Here is an 18,885-nt window from a genome sequence, read left to right as displayed (position 1 = left end):
CAGCTCCCTCCTGGCCAGGGGAGAGGCTCCCCGAACGAGAGACAGACCACGAGCCGCGCAACGCGGCCACCCGGAAGGACACTCATGAACACCACCGCCCGCACTTCAGCCAAGACCCTGCTCGTGGCAGCCGGAGCGGCTGGATTCATCGCCTTCGGCTCCGGGTTCTCCTGGGCCGACACCCTCGGCGGTGCGACCGACGGCCTTCCCCTGAACGACCTGGGCGGCCAGGTGCCCACCCTCCTCACCGAGGGCATCGGCTCGCCGGTCGGCGACCTGGCGAGCGTGCAGCCCGGAACGATCTCCGCGGCCCCCGACGTGCAGCACAACTCCGCCCCGACCGGCTCCCTCACGGACGGGCTGCCCGTCGAGGCCCCGCTCGCCCTGGACGGCAACAGCACCGACGTGGGCCTGGACACGGTCACCGGCGCCCTGCCCGTGGCCGCCCCGACCGTCCCCCAGAGCGGTGCGCTCGACCCGGTCACCGGTGCGCTCGGAGGGCTGGGGCTGCTGGACGGGATCGGCCTGAACAGCGGCGGCACCCTGCCGCTGAGCCACCCCGCGCAGAAGCCGCTGCCGGGTACGGCCGGGAAGGTCAACGGCACCGTGAACAGGCTGGGCACCGGCGTCGGCCAGGGCACCCACGAGGTCGGGACCGCGCTGACCGGGCTGGACGCCGCCGAGGCCGTCCCCATGAGCGACCCGGTGATGCCGGTCAACGGGCAGAACACCGACCTCACCGGCGGTGCCGCCGACATCGTCTCCGACCTGGTCCTGGGCGAGGGCGCCGCCGCCCTGCCGCAGGCGGGTCCGGTGGGCGTGCCCGAGGTGTCCGAGGAGGACCTGGACGCCGTCACCGGGCTGCTGCCGCAGGCGGCGCCGGTCGACTCCCTGTCCGAGCTGCCCGGGACCCTGCCCGTCGGCGACCTGGGCGCGGCCACCGGAACGCTGCCGCAGGCGGCGCCGGCGGACCGGCTGCCCGAACTGCCCGCGGACGACCTCGGCACCGCCGCCGACCTGGACGCCGTCACCGGACTGCTGCCCCAGGCCGCGGCCGCCGACGCCCTGCCCGGGCTCCCCGCGGTCGGCGACCTGACCTCGGCCCTGCCCGCCACCGACTCCGTCGGCGGCGACCTGGTCGGCGTCGACGGCCTGCCCTCCGTCGGCGAGCCCACCCTGGACGGCGGCCCGCTCGAAGCCCTCGCCCACTAGGCCCCGCGGCCTGACAAGCCCCACCGGGAGGTGCGCCCGCAGGTCGTGGCGGGCGCACCGCCCGGGGCGGACGCGGGACCGGCCCGCGCAGGCGACACCGAAGGACTGTGGGGGTTCCTCGGCGCACGCGGCGCGGGAGCGGAGGGTCTCCGCCGCCCCGGGCGCACCGCGGCCCCGGACACCGACGGGTGTCCGGGGCCGCTTCTCCGTCTCTTCCGTCAGTACGCTTCCTCGCCGGTGCCGAAGCCCAGGCCGTCGGCGCACGGGTTCGAGGTCGCGTCGCGCCCCTCGCCCGGCCGGGCGGCGGGTGCGTCGGGCGACGGCGACGGCGCGTCGCCCGGGACGTCGAACGGGCTCGGCGAGGCACCCGGCGGGTCCAGCGGGACGGCGGCCTCGTCGGCCGCCATCAGCGGCGGCAGCGGCCGGTCCTCGCGCACCGCTGCGAACAGCTCCTCCGCGCGCTCCTCGTACCAGAGGATGCGGTTGGGGTCGAAGGGCGCCTGGTACCAGGGCACGGTGTGGAACTCGATGTCGCTCAGGTCCACGTCGGACAGCGACACCGCGATCGAGAGCATCCGGTCCAGGGTCAACCGGCTGTCGGTGGCGCTGTGCTCCGCCACCGCCGTCAGGATCCCGTGCATCCTGGAGGGGCTGGCGAGCACCTCGCGCTGCATGGCCTGCCCGGCCAGGGCGGCCATGAACATCTGCTGCCGGTCGATGCGGCCGATGTCGCCGCCGTCGCCGATCTCGTAGCGGGCCCGCACGAACGACAGCGCCTGGTCGCCGGTGAGCGTCTGCTGACCGGCCGGGATGTCGAGCTTGGAGCGCTCGTCCTTCATCGGCTCGGGGATGCAGATGTCCACACCGCCGATGGCGTCCACCACGTCCCGGAAGCTCATGAAGCTCAGGTGGACGAAGTGGTCGATGCGGATGCCGGTCAGCGACTCGATGGTGCGGACCACACAGGGCGGGCCGCCGTGGTACATGGCGGCGTTGATCATGCCGAAGTAGCCGTAGGTGCCCTCGGCGGTGCCGTAGGGGTCGCACTGCGGCAGGTTCACCAGGGAGTCCCGGGGGAAGCTGATCACCGAGACCCGGTCCTCGGGCGAGATGTGCGCCAGCATGATCGAGTCGGAGCGCTCGCCCTCGAACTCGGTGGTGTAGGCGGTGCTGCCCTCCTCGTAGCCGTCGGAGCCCATGAAGAGGATGTTGACCGCGTCGCTGATCTTCTCGGGGCGCTCGGCCTCGTCGAGAGCGGCCTCCAGGTCGTGCTGGACCGTGCCGGAGCGCAGCGAGTGGTAGTAGCCGTAAGCGGTGGCGATCCCGACGGTCAGCAGTACGGCCAGGCCGGCCGCGGTCCAGACGGCGATCCGGCGCAGGCGCCGACGCCCGCGTCCGCCGCCTCCGCCCTGCCCCGGAGCGGCGGGGGAGCCGCCGGGGCCCGCGCCCCCGCCCGTCCCGCCGCCGGAGGCACCGCCCGAGGCGCCGCCCGCTCCCGGCGGCACCGCCGCGGGGGGACCGCCGTCCGCGGCGTACCCGCCGGGTCCGGGCCCGTTCCCCGCATCCCGGCCGCTCGCTCCGGCGCCGCCCCGGTCGGAACCGCCCTCCGCCCGCGCGACGTGGTCGGCCGTGCCGGTGTCCTCCGCGGTCTCCGGGGCGCCGGCCCCGGGGCTTCCCCCGACGACCGCCTCCGCGGTCCCGTCGGCCGTGCCGCCGACCGGTCCGCCGGCCTCAGCGGCGGCGCCCCCGGCCCCGGGCGTCGCGTCCGCGGGCTCCGTCGCCTCCGCCGCGGGGGAGGCGTTCCCCGCCGCGGCGCCCGCGCCGGTCCGGGGCTCCCCCCCGGGTTCGGGACGGTGCGGCGTGACGGCGTTGACCAGCGCCATCACGTCGTCATCGTTCGCGGCGGCCGGCTCCCGGCGGCCGACGCGCTCCAGCCGGCCGCTCCGGCCGATGCGCCAGACGGGGTCGGCGCGCTTCTCGGCGCCCGCGTCCCGCTCGGCGGTGTGCTCCGAACCGTTCTCGGGGTTCGGTTCCGGTGTGGTGTCCGCTCCGGCTTCGGTGGCGGTGTTCTCGTCAGCGGGCATCGTGCAATCTCGGTGGGTTCGGACGGCGGGACGTGCCAACGGTCGGACACCGGCCCGGAGAGAAGGGCCACGAGTCCGTGTTCGGGGGAGGGCGGCGGTCGCGCGCTGTGTGGATGCGGGAGGCCGTGGGGTACGGCGTCGTGACGTGCGGAGTCCTCGGAGGACGGGGATCTGGGGCACTGGGGGCACGGACGACGGGGAATCCCGCGTGTGGTGGAGATCCTAGGTGAAGATCCCGTGGAGTGCGCGCTCGACATGTCCGAGCGCGGGGCTGGTGACCACAATTGCGCCGCACTTTTCCTTCGCCGGTGCGTGACGTCGGCTGACGTTCACCTGTCCGACTTTCTCACCCGTGTCCGGAAGGGGCACTTCTGACCCGCCGTCCTGACCAAGCCTTGGTACGGGACGGCGGGTCGCGGAGGACCGCATCCGGGGCTCAGTCGTCCCAGAAGGCGCCGCCCTCCTTGGCGGTCTCCTCCTCCTTGGGCGCGGACTTGGCGGTGCCCCGTCCGGTCGCCTTGGTGGTCTTGCGCGCGGCCGTGCCGCCCGTCCTGCTCCCGGTGTGCCGGGGCCGCGGGGCGACCTGGCTCTTGGTGATGGGCTCGGCGGGGGCGACCGGGCGCGGCTTCTCGCCGGAGCGGATGCTCAGCGCCTCCTCCTCCACGCGGAGCATCTGCTTGACCTCGGGGGGGACCTCCGGCAGCCGCTCCGAGCGCAGGTGGGAGCCGAGCACCTCCAGGGCGTGCTCGCTGAGCAGGCGGCGCGCCCGCTCGGCCCGGACGCCGCTCAGCTCCTCGAGTTCGGGCAGCGCCCGCTCGCGCAGCAGGCGCAGCACGGCGGTCAGCCGCTCGCGGGTCTTGCGGTCGGTCATCGACATGACCGTGATCTCGGCCTCGGCCAGGAAGCCGTCGGCCGGGTCGGCGGAGTCGCGCTCGGCGATGAACGCGCTGGTGAGCCTGCGGGCCGAGGCCCTGGACGCCTCGCGGACGTCGTTCCTGCGCAGCAGACGGGCCTGGACGCCGGTCACGACGACGCTGGTGACCAGGCTGATCAGGGCGCCGAGCAGGATCAGGAGGATCGGGTTCTCTAGGGCGTCTGGCACGGTTCGGATGACCTTTCCGGGCGGGGGTCCGCACGGTGGGGAGTCGGGGGCGTGCGGGGCGGGGCCGGGTGGTGGGTGACTATTCGGTACGGAGGGGGTGCTTGTCAAGTGCCGCGGCGGTCACGCGGCGTACCCGTTCCGGTGTCGTCGCAGGGCCGTGCGGTCGTTCCCTCTCGTCACGGGACCCATCCGGCTTGTCCGGGAGGGCTTCGGCTTTCAGACCGGCGGTGAATGGTACCCGGGACCTCCCGTCCGCGGCCCGCCCGGAGCGGCGGGCCGTCCACCGCAAGAACACGCGCCCGCGGGGGGGACCGCCTCCCGCCGCCTGGTGCGTACCTACGACCGGATCCGGGCGCTACGCGAAAAAGCCGAGCGCAGGCACCGGGACCGGGACCGGAGAACACCACCGGCGTCTCCGCACGCTACGGCACCGCCGCCAGGCGCGCACGACGCGTCGAGCCCGCCACCGCGAGGTGGGCGGGGATCCCCGGCTCCGGCCGGGGGAGCACTTCAGCCCGCCAGGTATTTGTTCACGGCCTCGGGGGAGAGGATCTCCTCGGCGACCATGGCGGCGCAGCCGCGCACGCCCGCCTCGTCCCACAGGCTGCTGGCCACGACCCGCAGCTGCCGGGTCGCCAGGGCGGTGCACCGCTGGAACACCATCTCGCGCACCCCCGCGACCAGGTGGTCGTAGGCCTCCGACAGGTCGCCGCCGAGCACGACGACCTCGGGGTTGAGCAGGTTGACGGCCCCGGCCAGGGCCTCGCCCAGGCGCCTCCCGGCCCCGCGGATGAGGGTGACGGCCACGGGGTCCCCGGCGGCGGCCAGGGACACCAGCTCCTTGATCCCGGCGACCTCCCGGCCCTCCTCGGCGGCGAGCTCCAGCAGCCGGGGTCCGCCCGCGACGGCCTCCAGGCAGTCGGTGTTGCCGCAGCGGCAGGGCAGGTCCTGCCCGTCGCGCACCGGGATGTGGCCGATCTCCCCGGCGGCGCCCAGGGATCCGCGCAGGAGCCTGCCGCCGGAGATCAGGCCGGCGCCGATACCGGTGGACACCTTGACGAACACCATGTCGGAGGGGTGCCCGTGCCCGCCCGCCAGGTGTTCGCCCAGGGCCATCACGTTCACGTCGTTGTCGACCATGACGGGGACGGGGAAGCGCTCGGAGATGAGCGGGGCCAGCGGCACGCCCGCCCACTTGCCGAGCAGGGGGCGGTCGTCGGCGCGCCCGGCGTGGAACTCGACGGTACCGGGCAGGCCGATGCCCGCGCCGCGCACCTCGGAGGGGTCCCGGTCCAGGGAGACGAGCTGTTCGCGCCACGTTTCCAGCAGCCAGGGGACGGTGGCGTCGGGGCCGGAGGCGATGTCGGGGGAGCCGGGGGTGCGCACGAGGATCTCACCGGCCAGGTCGCAGACGGCGGCCTGGCTGCGGGCCATGCCCAGGGCGGCGGTGAGCAGCAGCCCGCTGTCGGCGTTGAACTCCAGCAGCGACGGGGGGCGGCCGCCGGTGGATGCGGTGCCGGTGCCCTCGACCACCAGGCCGCTGTCGATGAGCTCGGCCAGGCGCAGGGCGACGGAGGGACGGGAGAGGCCGGTGGCGCGGGAGAGCTCGGACCGGTTGGTCGCCGTTCCGGTGCGGATGAGCTCCAGGATGTGGCCACTCGTGGTGGCAGCGGAGGACAGGCGTCCCGGGGTTCTGGCCATACCTCATTCAACCACTCGGTCCGGTTTCCGAACATGGGATCTTATGTAAAGAAGTGTTCTGAAGTGTGCTTGGTTTTTTACCATAACCGGCCTTAAGGTCGAAAGGGACGAACGGACCACGCCTCATGGGCCACCCCCGCACCCGGCGTACCCCGCACCCTCCGCAGTCCCTTCCGTCATTCCTCGCCACGCTGGAGCACCCCGACATGCCGCAGCAGTCCGCGCCCCGCCCCACCGACCTGGTGGTCTTCGGCGGCACCGGCGACCTGTCCATGCGCAAACTCCTGCCCTCCCTCTACCTGCTGGACCGCGACGGCCACCTCGACCCGCGCACCCGCGTCATCGCCGTCTCCCGCGACGGCCTCACCGACGCCGACCTGCGCGGCAAGGCCGAGGCCGCGGTCCAGGGCCACCACGCCGTCCGCGTTCCCGAACCCGGCGTACTGCGCCGGTTCCTGGGCCGCCTCTCCCACATCACCGTCGACGTCGGCGGCGACCCCTCCGGCTGGGCCGACCTGGCCCGCGCCCTGGAGCCCGCCCGCGACCGCGTCTTCTACCTCGCCGTCCCGCCGATGATCTCCGGGGCGATCTGCCGCGGCCTGGCCGACGCCGGCCTGGTCACCCCGAACTCCCGGGTCGTCATGGAGAAGCCCCTGGGCCGCGACCTCGCCTCCGCCCAGGCCGTCAACGCCGAGGTCGGCGAGATCTTCACCGAGGAGCAGACCTACCGGATCGACCACTACCTCGGGAAGGAGACGGTGCAGAACCTCCTGGTGCTGCGCTTCGCCAACGTCTTCCTCGAGCCCCTGTGGAACTCCCGCTGGATCGACCACGTGCAGATCACCGCGGCCGAGACCGTCGGCGTCGGGGGCCGCAAGGGCTACTACGACACCGCCGGGGCCATGCGCGACATGGTCCAGAACCACCTGCTCCAGCTGCTGTGCCTGACCGCCATGGAACCCCCGGCCAGCTACGACCGCGAGGCCGTGCGGGACGAGAAGCTCAAGGTCCTCCAGGCCCTCAAGCCCCTCACCGGCGAACGCGTGCGCGAGGACACCGTGCGCGGCCGCTACGGCAGGGGCGACGTCCAGGGCTCCGAGGTCCTGGGCTACCTGGAGGAGCCCGGCGGCCCCTCCGACAGCGTCACCGAGACCTACGTCGCCCTGCGCGCCGAGATCGCCAACTGGCGCTGGGCGGGCGTGCCCTTCTACCTGCGCACCGGCAAGCGCATGGACCGCGCCCGGTCCGAGATCGTGGTGCGCTTCCGCGACGTTCCGCACACCATCTTCCCGGGCGCCGCGACCGGTGGCGGCAGCCTCGTCATCCGACTCCAGCCGGACGAGGGCATCCACCTCACCATGCTGGCCAAGACCCCCGGCGCCGGTGCGCTGCGGCTGCGGCCGGTTCCGCTGGAGCTGAGCTTCGCCGACACGTTCGCCACCCGCTCGCCCGAGGCCTACGAGCGGCTGCTCATGGACGTGCTGGCCGGAGACTCCACCCTGTTCATGCGTCGCGACGAGGTCGAGGCGGCCTGGCGGTGGACGGACCCCGTCATCGCCGCCTGGGCCGACCTGGACCTCGTCCCCGAGACCTATCCGGCCGGGAGCGCCGGCCCCGCGGGCGCCGACCGGCTCATCGGCCGCACCGGCCGCACGTGGTACGAAGAGGAGCAACCCCGATGACCGCGCACGTCCCCGCCGTCCACCCCGTCGTCGCCGAGGTCACCCGCGGCCTCGCCGAGCGCAGCGCGCGGTCGCGCGCCGCCTACCTGGACCGGATCCGCTCCGCCGCGGACCCGGCCCGACCCGCCCGCACGGCCCTGGGCTGCGCCAACCTGGCCCACGGTTTCGCGGCCTGCGGTGTCTCCGACAAGCTCGCCCTGGCCGGGGACGTCACCCCGAACCTGGCGATCGTCTCCTCCTACAACGACATGCTCTCCGCGCACCAGCCGCTGGAGGCCTACCCGGCGATCATCAAGGCCGCCGTCGCCGACGCGGGCGGGGTCGCCCAGTTCGCGGGCGGGGTGCCCGCCATGTGCGACGGTGTCACCCAGGGCCGGGCGGGGATGGAGCTGTCCCTGTTCAGCCGGGACGTCATCGCGATGGCCACCGCCGTCGCGCTGTCCCACGACATGTTCGACGGCGCCCTCATGCTCGGCGTCTGCGACAAGATCGTGCCGGGCCTGCTCATCGGCTCCCTGTCGTTCGGCCACCTGCCGGTGGCCTTCGTCCCGGCGGGCCCGATGCCCTCGGGCCTGCCCAACAAGGAGAAGGCGCGGGTGCGCCAGCGCTTCGCCGAGGGCAAGGCCGACCGGCGCGAGCTCCTCCAGGCGGAGTCGGCCGCCTACCACTCGCCGGGCACCTGCACGTTCTACGGCACCGCCAACTCCAACCAGATGCTCATGGAGGTCATGGGCCTGCACCTGCCCGGGGCCAGCTTCGAGCAGCCCGGCACGGAGATGCGCGAGGCGCTCACCGCCGAGGTGGGCCGCCGGGTCCTGGCCAACACCGGTCTGGGCGACTCCCCGGTCCCGCTGGGCGAGCAGGTCGACGAGCGCGCGATCGTGAACGCCGTGGTCGCCCTGCTGGCCACCGGCGGCTCCACCAACCACACCCTGCACCTGGTGGCGATCGCCCGCGCCGCCGGGATCGAGCTGACCTGGGACGACTTCGCCGCCCTGTCGGAGGTCGTCCCGCTGCTCACCCGCATGTACCCCAACGGCGCCGCCGACGTGAACGCCTTCCACGAGGCGGGCGGCATGGCCTTCCTCATCGGCTCCCTGCTCGACGCGGGGCTGCTGCACGAGGACGTGCACACCGTCATGGGCCGCGGCCTGAGCACCTACCGCCAGGTCCCGCAGCTGAACGACGGTGTCCTGACCTGGGTGGACGGCCCCAAGGAGAGCGGAGACACCTCGGTGCTGCGCGGCGCCGACGACCCCTTCGCCGCCGACGGCGGCCTGCGGATGCTCGACGGCAACCTGGGCCGCGCCGTCATCAAGGTGTCGGCGGTGGACCCGTCCCGGCACGTGGTCGAGGCCCCCGCCCGGGTCTTCGCCGACCAGGCCGAACTCCAGACCGCCTTCACCGCCGGGGAGCTGACCGGCGACTTCGTCGCGGTGGTCCGCTTCCAGGGCCCGCGTGCGAACGGCATGCCCGAGCTGCACAAGCTCACCCCGCCGCTGGCCGTCCTCCAGGACCGCGGACAGAAGGTCGCCCTGGTGACCGACGGCCGCATGTCGGGCGCCTCGGGCAAGGTGCCCGCCGCCATCCACGTGTCCCCCGAGGCCGAGGCCGGCGGGCCGCTCGCCTACGTCCGCGACGGCGACGTCATCCGCCTCGACGCCCGCGCGGGCACACTGGAGGTGCTCGCGGACCTGGCCGGACGCGAGCCCGCCCGGCCGAGCGTCGACTCCTCCGCGGGTACCGGCCGGGAGCTGTTCGCCGCCATGCGCGCGGCCGTCGGCCCCGCCGAGACCGGGGCCGGGGTCTTCGGCCACTGACCGCGATCGAACAGGAGAAACTCCCCATGACGACGACACCCCGTTCGGGTGCGGACATCCTCGCCCTGGCCCCGGTGATGCCGGTGGTCGTCCTGCACGACGCAGAGGCGGCGGTGCCGCTGGCCCGTGCCCTGGCGGCGGGCGGCCTGCCCGGCATCGAGGTGACGCTGCGGACCCCCGCCGCGCTCGCCGCCATCGAGCGGATCGCCGCGGAGGTCCCCGAGGCCGTCGTCGGCGCGGGCACCGTGACCACGCCCGACCAGGCCGAGGCCGCCGCCGGGGCGGGCGCCCGGTTCCTGGTCAGTCCCGGCAGCACCGGCACCCTGGCCGCCGCCATGGCCGACACCGGACTGCCCTTCCTGCCCGGCGTGTCCACGGTCTCGGAGGCGCTGGCGCTGCTGGAGCGCGGCGTCACCGAGCTGAAGTTCTTCCCGGCGGAGGCCGCGGGCGGCGCCGCCTTCCTGAAGTCCCTGTCTGGGCCGCTGCCGCAGGTGCGCTTCTGCCCGACCGGGGGCATCACGCCGGCCTCCGCCCCCGACTACCTGGCGCTGCCCAACGTGGGCTGTGTGGGCGGCAGCTGGCTGACCCCGGCCGACGCGGTCGCCGCCGGGGACTGGGACCGGATCACCGGGCTGGCCCGGCAGGCCGCCGCGCTCTGACGGCACCCGTGCGACGCCCGCCCCGCGACCGCGGGGCGGGCGTTCCGCGTTCCGGGGCACCTCGGTTCAGAGTGCGGGCATGCGGAAGTAGATCATCGGGTTGTCGGTGCTGTCGCGCACGGGTTCCCCCAGCCCCAGCTCCTCGCGCAGCTCCAGCAGCGCGGTGTACGGCGCGGGAGCCCGCTTGCGGGAGACGGTCAGGTACTCCGTGCCCGTCCGGCGCAGCCACGACAGTACGACCGCGCCCTCCGTCAGGGGCAGCGCCCGCCGGCCGTGGAACACGTCGTGGACGCTGACCGGGGTGCCCGGGGCGACCCGCGGGAAGAGCTCGGAAAGGTACCAGCGGGCGAACCAGGCGTTGTGGGCGGCGTCCACGAACAGGTAGCCGATGCCCTCGGGCACCTCGTCGAGGTTCCTGCGCACGTCCCCCCGGTGGAAGTGCCAGCGCCCCTCGGACAGCGACGCCGGGACGTTGGAGAGCACGTTGTCGACGATGTCGAAGGAGTGCAGGGTGCCCGTGCCGTTGTCGCGCAGGGCCGACAGGATCCACGTGGTGGACCAGCCGTGGAAGGCGCCCAGCTCCATGACGGTCTCGGGCCGTGTCTCCCGCAGCAGCAGGTAGGTGATCTCGGCCTCCAGGTCGTCCAGCTGGGGGGTCATCCTCCCCCCGGTCTCCCGCAGGAACTCGCGCTGGGCCTTCCTCACCTCCGCCAGCGGCTCGCGGTACCTCCGGTACAGGTCGCCGACCAGCGACAGGTCGATGCTGGCTTCCCCCATGGCCGTCCCCTTGTCGTTCACCGGCGCCCGGTCACCGCATGTGAGGGCGCGTCCACCAGTATCCAACGGCGCCCCCCGCCCGGCGCCGGGTCCTATTCTCCCGGCGATTCCGTGCGTTTCCCCCGCTCCTTCCCGGAGCGCCGGCGGACATGCGGCACCGGCGGGGCGTGCCCGGCGGCGGGTGCCTCCGGGGGCGGTTCCGGGCGGGGTCGGTCACGGGTGACGAAGGCCCCGGCCCGGGCGGCTCCGGCGGCCACGCGGGCGGCCCGGCGCAGGTCCTCGTCGGAGACGGGTTCGCGGCCGACGAGGAGCCGGTGGTAGACGGGTGCCACGGCGGCCCGGACGACCTCCACCGGGTCGGTGCCCTCGGGCACCTCGCCGCGTTCGGCGGCCTCGGCGACCACGGCCGCGGATCGCTCGTGCCGGTCGGCCATGAAGGTCCGCAGGGCCGCGGCCGCCTGCGGGGAGGCGATGGCGGCGGCGATCGAGGCCGCCGACACCGCGCCCTCGGCGGCGTCGGTGAAGCCGTGGCGCACGTCCCGGGCCAGGGCCAGCAGGTCCCCCTCGAGGGTGCCGGTGCGGGCGGGGGCCCAGTCGTGTTCGCGGGCCGACCACTCCAGCGCGGCGGCCAGCAGCCCGTCCACCCCGCCCCAGCGGCGGTAGACGGTGGCCTTGTGCACCCCCGAACGGGCGGCGACGCGGTCGACGGTCAGTCCCGCGTAGCCCTGCTCGCCCAGTTCTTCGAGGGTGGCCCGCATGACGGCGGCGGTGTTGCGGGCGGTACGCCCGCCCGGTCGGGCGGTGCCGGGAGGCTCCGTGTTCGAGGTCATAATGCAACTGTAGTTGCATTTGTAGGCTCGGTGTGTCATCATCACTAACGCAACAAGAGTTGCCTTAAATGACCTTTCGAAGGAGGAGGGGATCCCGATGGGCCTCGTCGCACGCGTGTCGCGCTCCGCCGTCCGTTCCCTGCCCTTCTCCGCCTCCGGGAGGTCCGCATGTCCCACACCGTCGTCGCCACCGGTCTGACGTTCGCCTGGCCCGACGGCGCGTCCGTCTTCTCCGGCCTGGACGCCTGCTTCGGCCCCGGCCGTACCGGGCTCATCGGCCGCAACGGCAGCGGCAAGTCCACGCTGCTGCGGCTCATCGCCGGTCGGCTCGCCCCCGCCTCGGGCACCGTCGCCGTGGACGGCGACATCGGTCACCTCGACCAGCGGGTCACCCTGGACACCGGGCGCACCGTCGCCGGGCTGCTGGGCATCGAGCGGACCCGCGCCGCCCTGCGGGCCGTGGAGCGGGGCGAGACCGACCAGGCGCACTTCGACGCCATCGGCGCCGACTGGGACATCGAGGAACGGGCCCTGGCCCGCCTCACCCGGTTCGGCGTCGACCTGGACGGGCCCGACCCGCTGGACCGGACCGTCGCCACCCTGTCCGGAGGCGAGGCCGTCCTGGTCGGGCTGGCCGGGATCGCGCTGCGCCGTCCGGCCGTCACCCTGCTCGACGAGCCCACCGACAGCCTCGACCGCCGGGCCCGGGAGCGGCTCTTCGCCGCCGTCGACTCCTGGCCGGGGGTGCTCATCATCGCCGACCACGACCGCGAGCTGCTGGAGCGCGTCGACCGGATCGCCGAGCTCCGCGAAGGGGGACTGCGCACCTGGGGAGGCGGCTACACCGACTACACCGAACAGCTCGCCGCCGAGCAGGAGGCCGCCCGGCGGATGGTCCGCGCCGCCGAGGCCGACCTGCGCCGGGAGAAGCGGCAGCTCGCCGAGGCCCACGTCAAACTGGCCCGGCGGGTGCGCTTCGGCAACAAGAAGTCCGAGACCAAGCGCGAGCCCAAGGTCATCATGAACCAGCGCAAGCGCGAGGCCCAGGTGGCCGCGGGCAAACACCGCATCATGCACGAGGAGAAGCTCGCCGAGGCGGGGGAGGAGCTGGCCCGGGCCGAGGCGGCCGTCCGCGACGACGCCGCCATCCGCATCGACCTGCCCGGCACCGAGGTCCCCGCCGGACAGGACGTCCTGGAGCTGCGCACCGGGGGAGACCGCCGACTGGTGCTGCGCGGTCCCGAACGGGTGGCGCTGACCGGGCCCAACGGTGCGGGCAAGACCACGCTGCTGCGGGCCGTCGCCGGCCTGGGGGAGCACCCCCGGGCGGAGGTCGTCCACGTGGTGGACCGGGTCGGTTACCTGCCGCAGCGGCTGGACGTGCTGGACGACGACCGCAGCGTGCTCGACAACGTGCGCGACGCCGCGCCCGGCACCGATCCCCAGCGGATCCGGGCCGGACTGGCCCGGTTCCTCCTCCGGGGCGACCGGGTGGACCGCCGGGTCGGCGGGCTCTCCGGCGGTGAGCGGTTCCGGGTGGCGCTGGCGCGTGTCCTGCTGGCCCGGACGCCGCCCCGGCTGCTCGTCCTGGACGAGCCCACCAACCACCTGGACCTCGACAGCAGGCTGCGGCTCACCGAGGCGCTGGCCGGGTATCGGGGTGCGCTGCTGGTGGCCGGCCACGACGCGGTGTTCCTGCGCGAGATCGGGGTGACCCGGCGGTGGGAGGTGCGCCGCGACCGCGACCCCTGGGAGGAAGCCGTGTGACTCCGGGCGCCGGGGCGGTGCTGCGGTGCCCCTCCGGCCCCGGGACGGGCGGCAGGTGCGCGGTGTGCGTGGAGCCCGTGGGCCCGGGGCGCGGTTCACGGTCGGTCGGCGGCGGCGCTTCCCGGCGGCTCCGCGGCGTCGCGGCCGCGGTCCGGCGGTGACCTCCCGGCGACCGGAAGGGGAGCGGTCCGCCGCGGCGACCGGGCTTTCGGCTGCGGTGCCCGGCGGAGGCGGTGGTGCCGGTCGGCGGTCGCGGTGCCCTCTGCCGACCGCCGCACCGCCTCACCGGCCCGGCGGTTCCCCTCCGGCGGGGGCGGGGTCCCCGCCGGCCTCTTCCTGTTTTGCGGGGCAGCCCACCAGGTGGTCGTCGACGACGCCCGTGGACTGGAGGTAGGAGTAGACGATGGTGGTGCCCACGAACGAGAAACCGCGCTTCTTCAGGTCCTTGCTCACCCGGTCCGACAGCGGTGTGCTCGCCGGTACCTCCGCCTGTTCGGTGAAGCGGTTGACCAGGGGCACGCCCTCGGTCCAGGACCACAGGTAGTCGGCGAAGGTGCCGTACTCCTCCCGCACCCGCAGGAACGCCCGGGCGTTGCGGGCCAGCGAGGCGATCTTGAGCCGGTTGCGGATGATCCCGGGCTCGCCCAGCAGCGACTTCTCCCGCTCCTGGTCGTACGCGGCGACCCTGGTGTAGTCGAACCCGTCCAGGAGGGCGCGGTAGTTCTCGCGCTTGTTGAGCACCGTGGCCCAGGAGAGGCCCGCCTGGGCGCCCTCCAGCACCAGCATCTCGAACAGGTGGGAGTCGTCGCGGGAGGGGCGGCCCCACTCCTGGTCGTGGTAGGCGGTCATCAGCTCGGACGCGTTCCGCGCCCAGGCGCAGCGCCGGTCGGTCATGGGTACTCCGTACGTCGTGGGGCGGCCGGGACTGGGCGGTGGAGCCCGCGGGCCATTGTGCCCTCCGGTGCCGACGGGCGCCGCGGATGCGCCGCCCCGGACGCGCAGGCGGCTGTCCGGCCGCCGCGACCGGAGGCGCCGGGCCCCCACGAGCGGTGCCCGGCCCGCCCGGGGCCGGGGTACCGTGGTCGCCCTCCCGACCCGGAAAGGGGGCCGCCATCACCCCCCGCCCCCTCCCCGCCCGCGCCGAGGCGCTGTCCGGCGGGCTCCGCGCCCCGGCCCGGCCGGTGGCCCACTGCACCCTGGTCCACGACACCGCCGCCGACCTGCGCCTCGCCTACCAGAACTCCCACCCCCTCGCCCCCCGTGCCGGGGGAACCCGGTGACCGAGCACGCCCCCGGTCCGCGAGCGGCCCGGGGCCTCACCCCGCCCTGTCGCCGTGCCAGGACCGCCACAGCGCCGCGTAGGGACCGCCCGCACCGACCAGCTCGTCGTGCGACCCCAGTTCCGTGATCCGGCCGTTCTCCACCACGGCGATCCGGTCGGCGTCGTGCGCGGTGTGCAGCCGGTGCGCGATCGCGATCACCGTCCGCCCCGCCAGCACCGCGGCCAGGGAGCGCTCCGTCTGCCGGGCCGCCGTCGGGTCCAGCAGGGAGGTGGCCTCGTCCAGGACCACCGTGTGCGGGTCGGCCAGCACCACCCGCGCCAGCGCCACCTGCTGTGCCCGGGCGGGGTTCCGGCACCATCCCGCCCGGGCCCAGCGGTGTGTCCAGCCCCTGCGGCAGTTCCGCCGCCCATCCGGCGTCCACCGCCTCCAGCGCCGCGGCCAGGGCGCCGTCGTCGGCCTCCTCCGCGGCGATCGCCAGGTTCTCCCGCAGCGTTCCGGCGAACACGTGGTGCTCCTGGTTCACCAGTACGATCCGCTCGCGCAGCTCCCGCGGTCCCAGGTCCGCGACCGGCACACCCCCCACCAGCACCCGGCCCGAACGCGGTGCGTCCACCCCCGCCAGCAGCCGTCCCAGCGTGGTCTTGCCCGCTCCGGACGGCCCCACGATCGCCCACCGCTCGCCCGGCCGCACCGTCAGCGTGATCCCGCGCAGCACGTCCCGCCCGTCCGCGTAGGCGTAGTGGACGTCGCGGACCTCGATCCGGTCGTCCGCCGGCACCGGTCCCCGCGGGGACGGCTCCGCGGCGGCGGCCCCCACCCCGAACAGCCGGGCGAACGACGCCCCGCTGCGCTGGAGCAGCTCGATCCAGACCATGATCCACCCGGCGTGCTCCTGCACCCGCAGCATGTACAGGCAGCAGGTCACCACCACCCCGAGCGCCACCCGGCCGTCCAGGTACAGCAGCCCGCCCACCAGCAGCACCACCACCGCGGGCAGGGAGAACGCGATGTCCGTGACCGGGTACAACACCGACCTCAGGTACAGGGTGCGCCGCCGTGCCCGGTACACCTCCACCGCGTTCCGGTCCGCCCGTGCCACCCGCCGCCCGCCCAGCGCGAACGCCTCCACCGTGCGGCCGCCCTGAACGGTCGCAGTCACCCCCTCCACCGCCGCGGACACGGCGGCGCCCTCCGCGAGGTAGGCCCCGCGGGACCGGCGCAGGTACCAGCGCACCGCCAGCCAGGCGGGCGGCACCCCCAGCAGCACCGCCGAGCCCATGGGTGGGCTGAGCCAGAACACCGCCGCGAGCAGGAACAGGATGCGCAGCGCCGCCGGCACGATGTCGGGCACCGCCGTCCGCAGGGCCGTCCCGGCCGTGGCGACGTCCGCCGTCACCCGGGTGGTGAGGTCGCCGGTCCCGGACCGCTCGACCACCCGGGCGGGCAGCGCCAGCACCCGGTCCACGAACTCCTCGCGGAGCCGGGCCAGCACCCGCTCCCCGAACCGGAACGCGCTCAGCTTGGCGTACCGGTCGAGCACCAGGGCCACCAGTGCGCACGCCACCGCGGCCGCCGCCAGTCCGTCCACCGCCGCCACCGTCGCGGTGCCCGCCTCCAGCAGGCCCACGATCCGCCCCACCAGGTAGGGGGCGGCCAGCCCGACCGCCGCGGCGACGGCGGTGAGCAGGACCATCCGCAACAGCGGACCGCGCTCGGTCTCCACCAGCCGCCGCAGCTCCCGCCGCACCTCCCCCCGCCCCGCCACCGGCAGCGCCGAACCCGTATCCGCCCCGGTCATCGCCCCTCCTCCCCGTCCGGCTCCGCCTGGACCGCCGTGCCCGCCTTTCCGTCCAGTCCCGACTCTCTGCCCGTGCCCGGCCCCGTCTCTCCGCCCAGCCCTGGCTCTGCGTCCGGTCCCGCTTCTCCGCCCGGCCCCGTCCCAGCCGTCGCGCCCGCCTCTGCGTCCGGACCTGGCCCCGTGTCCTGTCCCGACCCCGCCGCCTCCGCCGGAGCCGTCCCGCCCACGGCTTTCCGGGCGTCCTCCTCGTCGGCGCCGCGCAGCACCAGCGCCCGGTAGTCCGCACGCTCCGCCACCAGTTCCGCGTGCGTCCCCTGCGCGGCCACCCGGCCGCCGACCAGGAACAGCACCCGGTCTGCGCGGTCCGCCACCAGCGGCGAGGCCGTGACCACCAGAGTGGTCCGGCCGCGCCGGTCCGCGCGCAGCCGCTCCGCGACCGCGGCCTCGGTGTGCGCGTCCACCGCCGAGGTGGGTTCCACCAGGATCAGCACCTCCGGGTCAGCCAGCACCGCGCGGGCCAGCCGCACCCGCTGCCGCTGCCCGCCCGACAGGTTCCGCCCCTGCGCCTCCACCGCCGAGTCGAGCCCGTGCGGCAGTGCCTCGGCCACATCCGTCGCGACCGCGGTGCGCAGCGCCAGGTCGACCTCGGCCCCGCTCCGCCCGCCGTGCACGTCCACGACCTCCCGCAGGGTTCCGGCGAACAGGAACGCGTCGTCGTCCGACACCAGGATCCGCTCGCGCACCACCGCCGGATCCACCTCCCGCAGCGGGACCCCCGCCCAGGTCACCGCGGAGTCGGCGTAACCCCCCAGGCGGTCCGCCACCCGGGCCGCCGAGGCCGGGTCGGCGCCCACCAGCGCGGTCATCGCCCCCACCGGCACCCGCACCCCCGACTCCGGATCGGCCAGCTCGCCCGGCCCCGGCGGAGGTGGAGTCCGCGCGTCCCCGTGCCGTTGCGGCTCCACCCGCAGCAGCGCCAGCAGGCGCAGCAGCGACACGTGCCCCCTGCTGAAGTCGGTGGCCACCTCCACCAGCTGGAACACCGGTACCACCAGCACCGCCACGTACCCGTACACCGCCACGGTCTCGCCCACGGTGAGCTCCCCGGCCACCGCCAGCCGGGCCGCGATCCAGGTGACCGCGGCGGTGAACACCAGCGGCGCGCACTGGCCCACCTCCTCGAACCAGCTGGTCACCGACCCCAGCCGGTACCCGTCGCGCACGAGTTCCGCGGAGCGTTCGCGGTAGCGCCGCGCGAACCTCTCCTTGCCGCCGATCCCGCACAGCACCCGGAGCCCGGACACGATGTCGGCCGCCAGGGTGGTGACCCCGCCCTCGCGGTCGCGGTAGGCGTTCTGCCGGTGGTGCATTCGCCGCAGCAACGGGGCCAGCACCAGCGCGGTCACCGGCAGTCCGAGGACCACCACCAGCGCCAGGACCGGGGCGAACCCCCAGAGGATCGCCACCGCGGCCACGCAGCCCAGTGCACTGCCGACCCCCGGGCCGAACAGGGTGAGGATCTGGCCGATGCGGGTCACGTCCCCGGACTGCACCACGGACAGGTCCCCGGAGGAGGTGCCCCGCGACAGCGGCGCCCCCACCCGGGCGGCGTGGCGGGCCAGCACCCGCGTGCAGTGCAGGGAGGCGTGCGCGCGGACCAGCGACATGGTGCGGTGGCGCAGGATCGAGGCGAGCGCGGTGAGCACCAGTACCCCGGCGAACACGCCGGTCCACCACAGCAGCGCGGCCCGGTCCCCGGCCCGCAGCCCCTCGTCCACGGCCCGGGCGAGGAGGTAGGGCGGCACCAGCAGCCCGACCATCCACACGATGCCCCAGAGGGAGCCGAGCGCGACCCGCCCGGGCTGCGCCCGCACCAGCCACCACAGGAACCGCACCGGCCCCCGGGTGTCGGGGACGCCCACCACCGCCAGCGGGGGGCGGGGGCTCTCCGGAGGCGGACGACCGGGCGCACCGGTCCCGGAGGGTCGGGTGGATCGGGTCGGTCGGACGTGGGTCTCCGCCACGGGCACACCTCGTTCCAGGGGGCTTTCTCCATCAAAGCAGCGCCTCCGGCCCGCCGGAAGGCGCCCCGTCGGCCTGTGGAGAACTCCGCCGACCCACGTCGGCGACCCTCTGGTTTCCCGTCCGGCCTTTCCTGGAATTCACATTC

At 74.8% G+C, this 18,885-nt stretch carries 12 protein-coding genes and 1 pseudogene; 5 read left to right on the top strand and 8 right to left on the bottom strand.

What is annotated here, in order from left to right; translation table 11 throughout:
• Positions 1-84 precede the first annotated feature (84 nt).
• Positions 85-1,212 (top strand): hypothetical protein, encoded by a 1,128-nt coding sequence (locus ACSUPR_RS15250; RefSeq protein ID WP_436885280.1) that lies wholly within the window; start codon positions 85-87, stop codon positions 1,210-1,212.
• Between the two features lie 218 nt (positions 1,213-1,430).
• Here ACSUPR_RS15250 and ACSUPR_RS15245 read toward each other — a convergent pair whose 3' ends face one another.
• The 3 genes from ACSUPR_RS15245 to ACSUPR_RS15235 form a co-directional block, all read right to left on the bottom strand.
• Positions 1,431-3,296 carry an LCP family protein gene (locus ACSUPR_RS15245; RefSeq protein WP_436885279.1) on the bottom strand — a complete coding sequence of 622 codons (1,866 nt, stop codon included), beginning with the start codon at positions 3,294-3,296 and terminating at the stop codon, positions 1,431-1,433.
• 436 nt (positions 3,297-3,732) lie between these two features.
• Complete coding sequence (locus ACSUPR_RS15240) at positions 3,733-4,398, bottom strand: hypothetical protein (protein ID WP_436885278.1); 666 nt, start codon at positions 4,396-4,398, stop codon at positions 3,733-3,735.
• 510 nt (positions 4,399-4,908) lie between these two features.
• Positions 4,909-6,099, bottom strand: coding sequence for an ROK family transcriptional regulator (locus tag ACSUPR_RS15235; RefSeq protein ID WP_436885277.1), 1,191 nt, complete (start codon positions 6,097-6,099; stop codon positions 4,909-4,911).
• Positions 6,100-6,305: 206 nt separating this feature from the next.
• On the opposite strand from ACSUPR_RS15235, the gene zwf reads away from it, so the two are divergent.
• From zwf to eda, 3 genes are read left to right on the top strand one after another with little or no spacing between them, the layout of a single operon-like run.
• Positions 6,306-7,781 (top strand): glucose-6-phosphate dehydrogenase, encoded by a 1,476-nt coding sequence (zwf, locus tag ACSUPR_RS15230; protein ID WP_436885276.1) that lies wholly within the window; start codon positions 6,306-6,308, stop codon positions 7,779-7,781.
• Positions 7,778-9,601 carry a phosphogluconate dehydratase gene (edd, locus tag ACSUPR_RS15225; protein ID WP_436885275.1) on the top strand — a complete coding sequence of 608 codons (1,824 nt, stop codon included), beginning with the start codon at positions 7,778-7,780 and terminating at the stop codon, positions 9,599-9,601. Before zwf ends, edd begins: the two co-directional genes overlap by 4 nt.
• Positions 9,602-9,627: 26 nt before the next feature.
• The gene (eda, locus tag ACSUPR_RS15220) at positions 9,628-10,260 is read left to right on the top strand and encodes a bifunctional 4-hydroxy-2-oxoglutarate aldolase/2-dehydro-3-deoxy-phosphogluconate aldolase (RefSeq protein WP_436885274.1); all 633 of its coding nucleotides are present in this window, start codon (positions 9,628-9,630) and stop codon (positions 10,258-10,260) included.
• 66 nt (positions 10,261-10,326) lie between these two features.
• Here eda and ACSUPR_RS15215 read toward each other — a convergent pair whose 3' ends face one another.
• Together ACSUPR_RS15215 and ACSUPR_RS15210 are read right to left on the bottom strand one after the other, a co-directional pair.
• A complete protein-coding gene (locus tag ACSUPR_RS15215) occupies positions 10,327-11,037 on the bottom strand; it encodes a class I SAM-dependent methyltransferase (protein ID WP_436885273.1) in 711 nt (236 codons plus the stop codon).
• Between the two features lie 215 nt (positions 11,038-11,252).
• Positions 11,253-11,867, bottom strand: a pseudogene (locus ACSUPR_RS15210) (TetR/AcrR family transcriptional regulator); the annotation flags it as partial.
• Between the two features lie 168 nt (positions 11,868-12,035).
• On the opposite strand from ACSUPR_RS15210, the gene ACSUPR_RS15205 reads away from it, so the two are divergent.
• Positions 12,036-13,634, top strand: coding sequence for an ABC-F family ATP-binding cassette domain-containing protein (locus ACSUPR_RS15205; protein ID WP_436885272.1), 1,599 nt, complete (start codon positions 12,036-12,038; stop codon positions 13,632-13,634).
• A gap of 282 nt (positions 13,635-13,916) precedes the next feature.
• Here ACSUPR_RS15205 and ACSUPR_RS15200 read toward each other — a convergent pair whose 3' ends face one another.
• The 3 genes from ACSUPR_RS15200 to ACSUPR_RS15190 form a co-directional block, all read right to left on the bottom strand.
• A complete protein-coding gene (locus ACSUPR_RS15200; protein WP_436885271.1) occupies positions 13,917-14,528 on the bottom strand; it encodes a DNA-3-methyladenine glycosylase I in 612 nt (203 codons plus the stop codon).
• A 219-nt stretch (positions 14,529-14,747) separates the two neighbouring features.
• A complete protein-coding gene (locus tag ACSUPR_RS15195; RefSeq protein ID WP_436885270.1) occupies positions 14,748-16,715 on the bottom strand; it encodes an ABC transporter ATP-binding protein in 1,968 nt (655 codons plus the stop codon).
• A complete protein-coding gene (locus tag ACSUPR_RS15190) occupies positions 16,712-18,739 on the bottom strand; it encodes an ABC transporter ATP-binding protein (RefSeq protein WP_436885269.1) in 2,028 nt (675 codons plus the stop codon). Before ACSUPR_RS15190 ends, ACSUPR_RS15195 begins: the two co-directional genes overlap by 4 nt.
• Positions 18,740-18,885 lie beyond the last annotated feature (146 nt).

The sequence above is a fragment of the Nocardiopsis dassonvillei genome, assembly GCF_964273065.1.
Taxonomy (GTDB): domain Bacteria; phylum Actinomycetota; class Actinomycetes; order Streptosporangiales; family Streptosporangiaceae; genus Nocardiopsis; species Nocardiopsis dassonvillei_B.
Note: the sequence above shows the minus strand (reverse complement) of the source record. Positions and strands in the feature narration are given on the sequence as shown.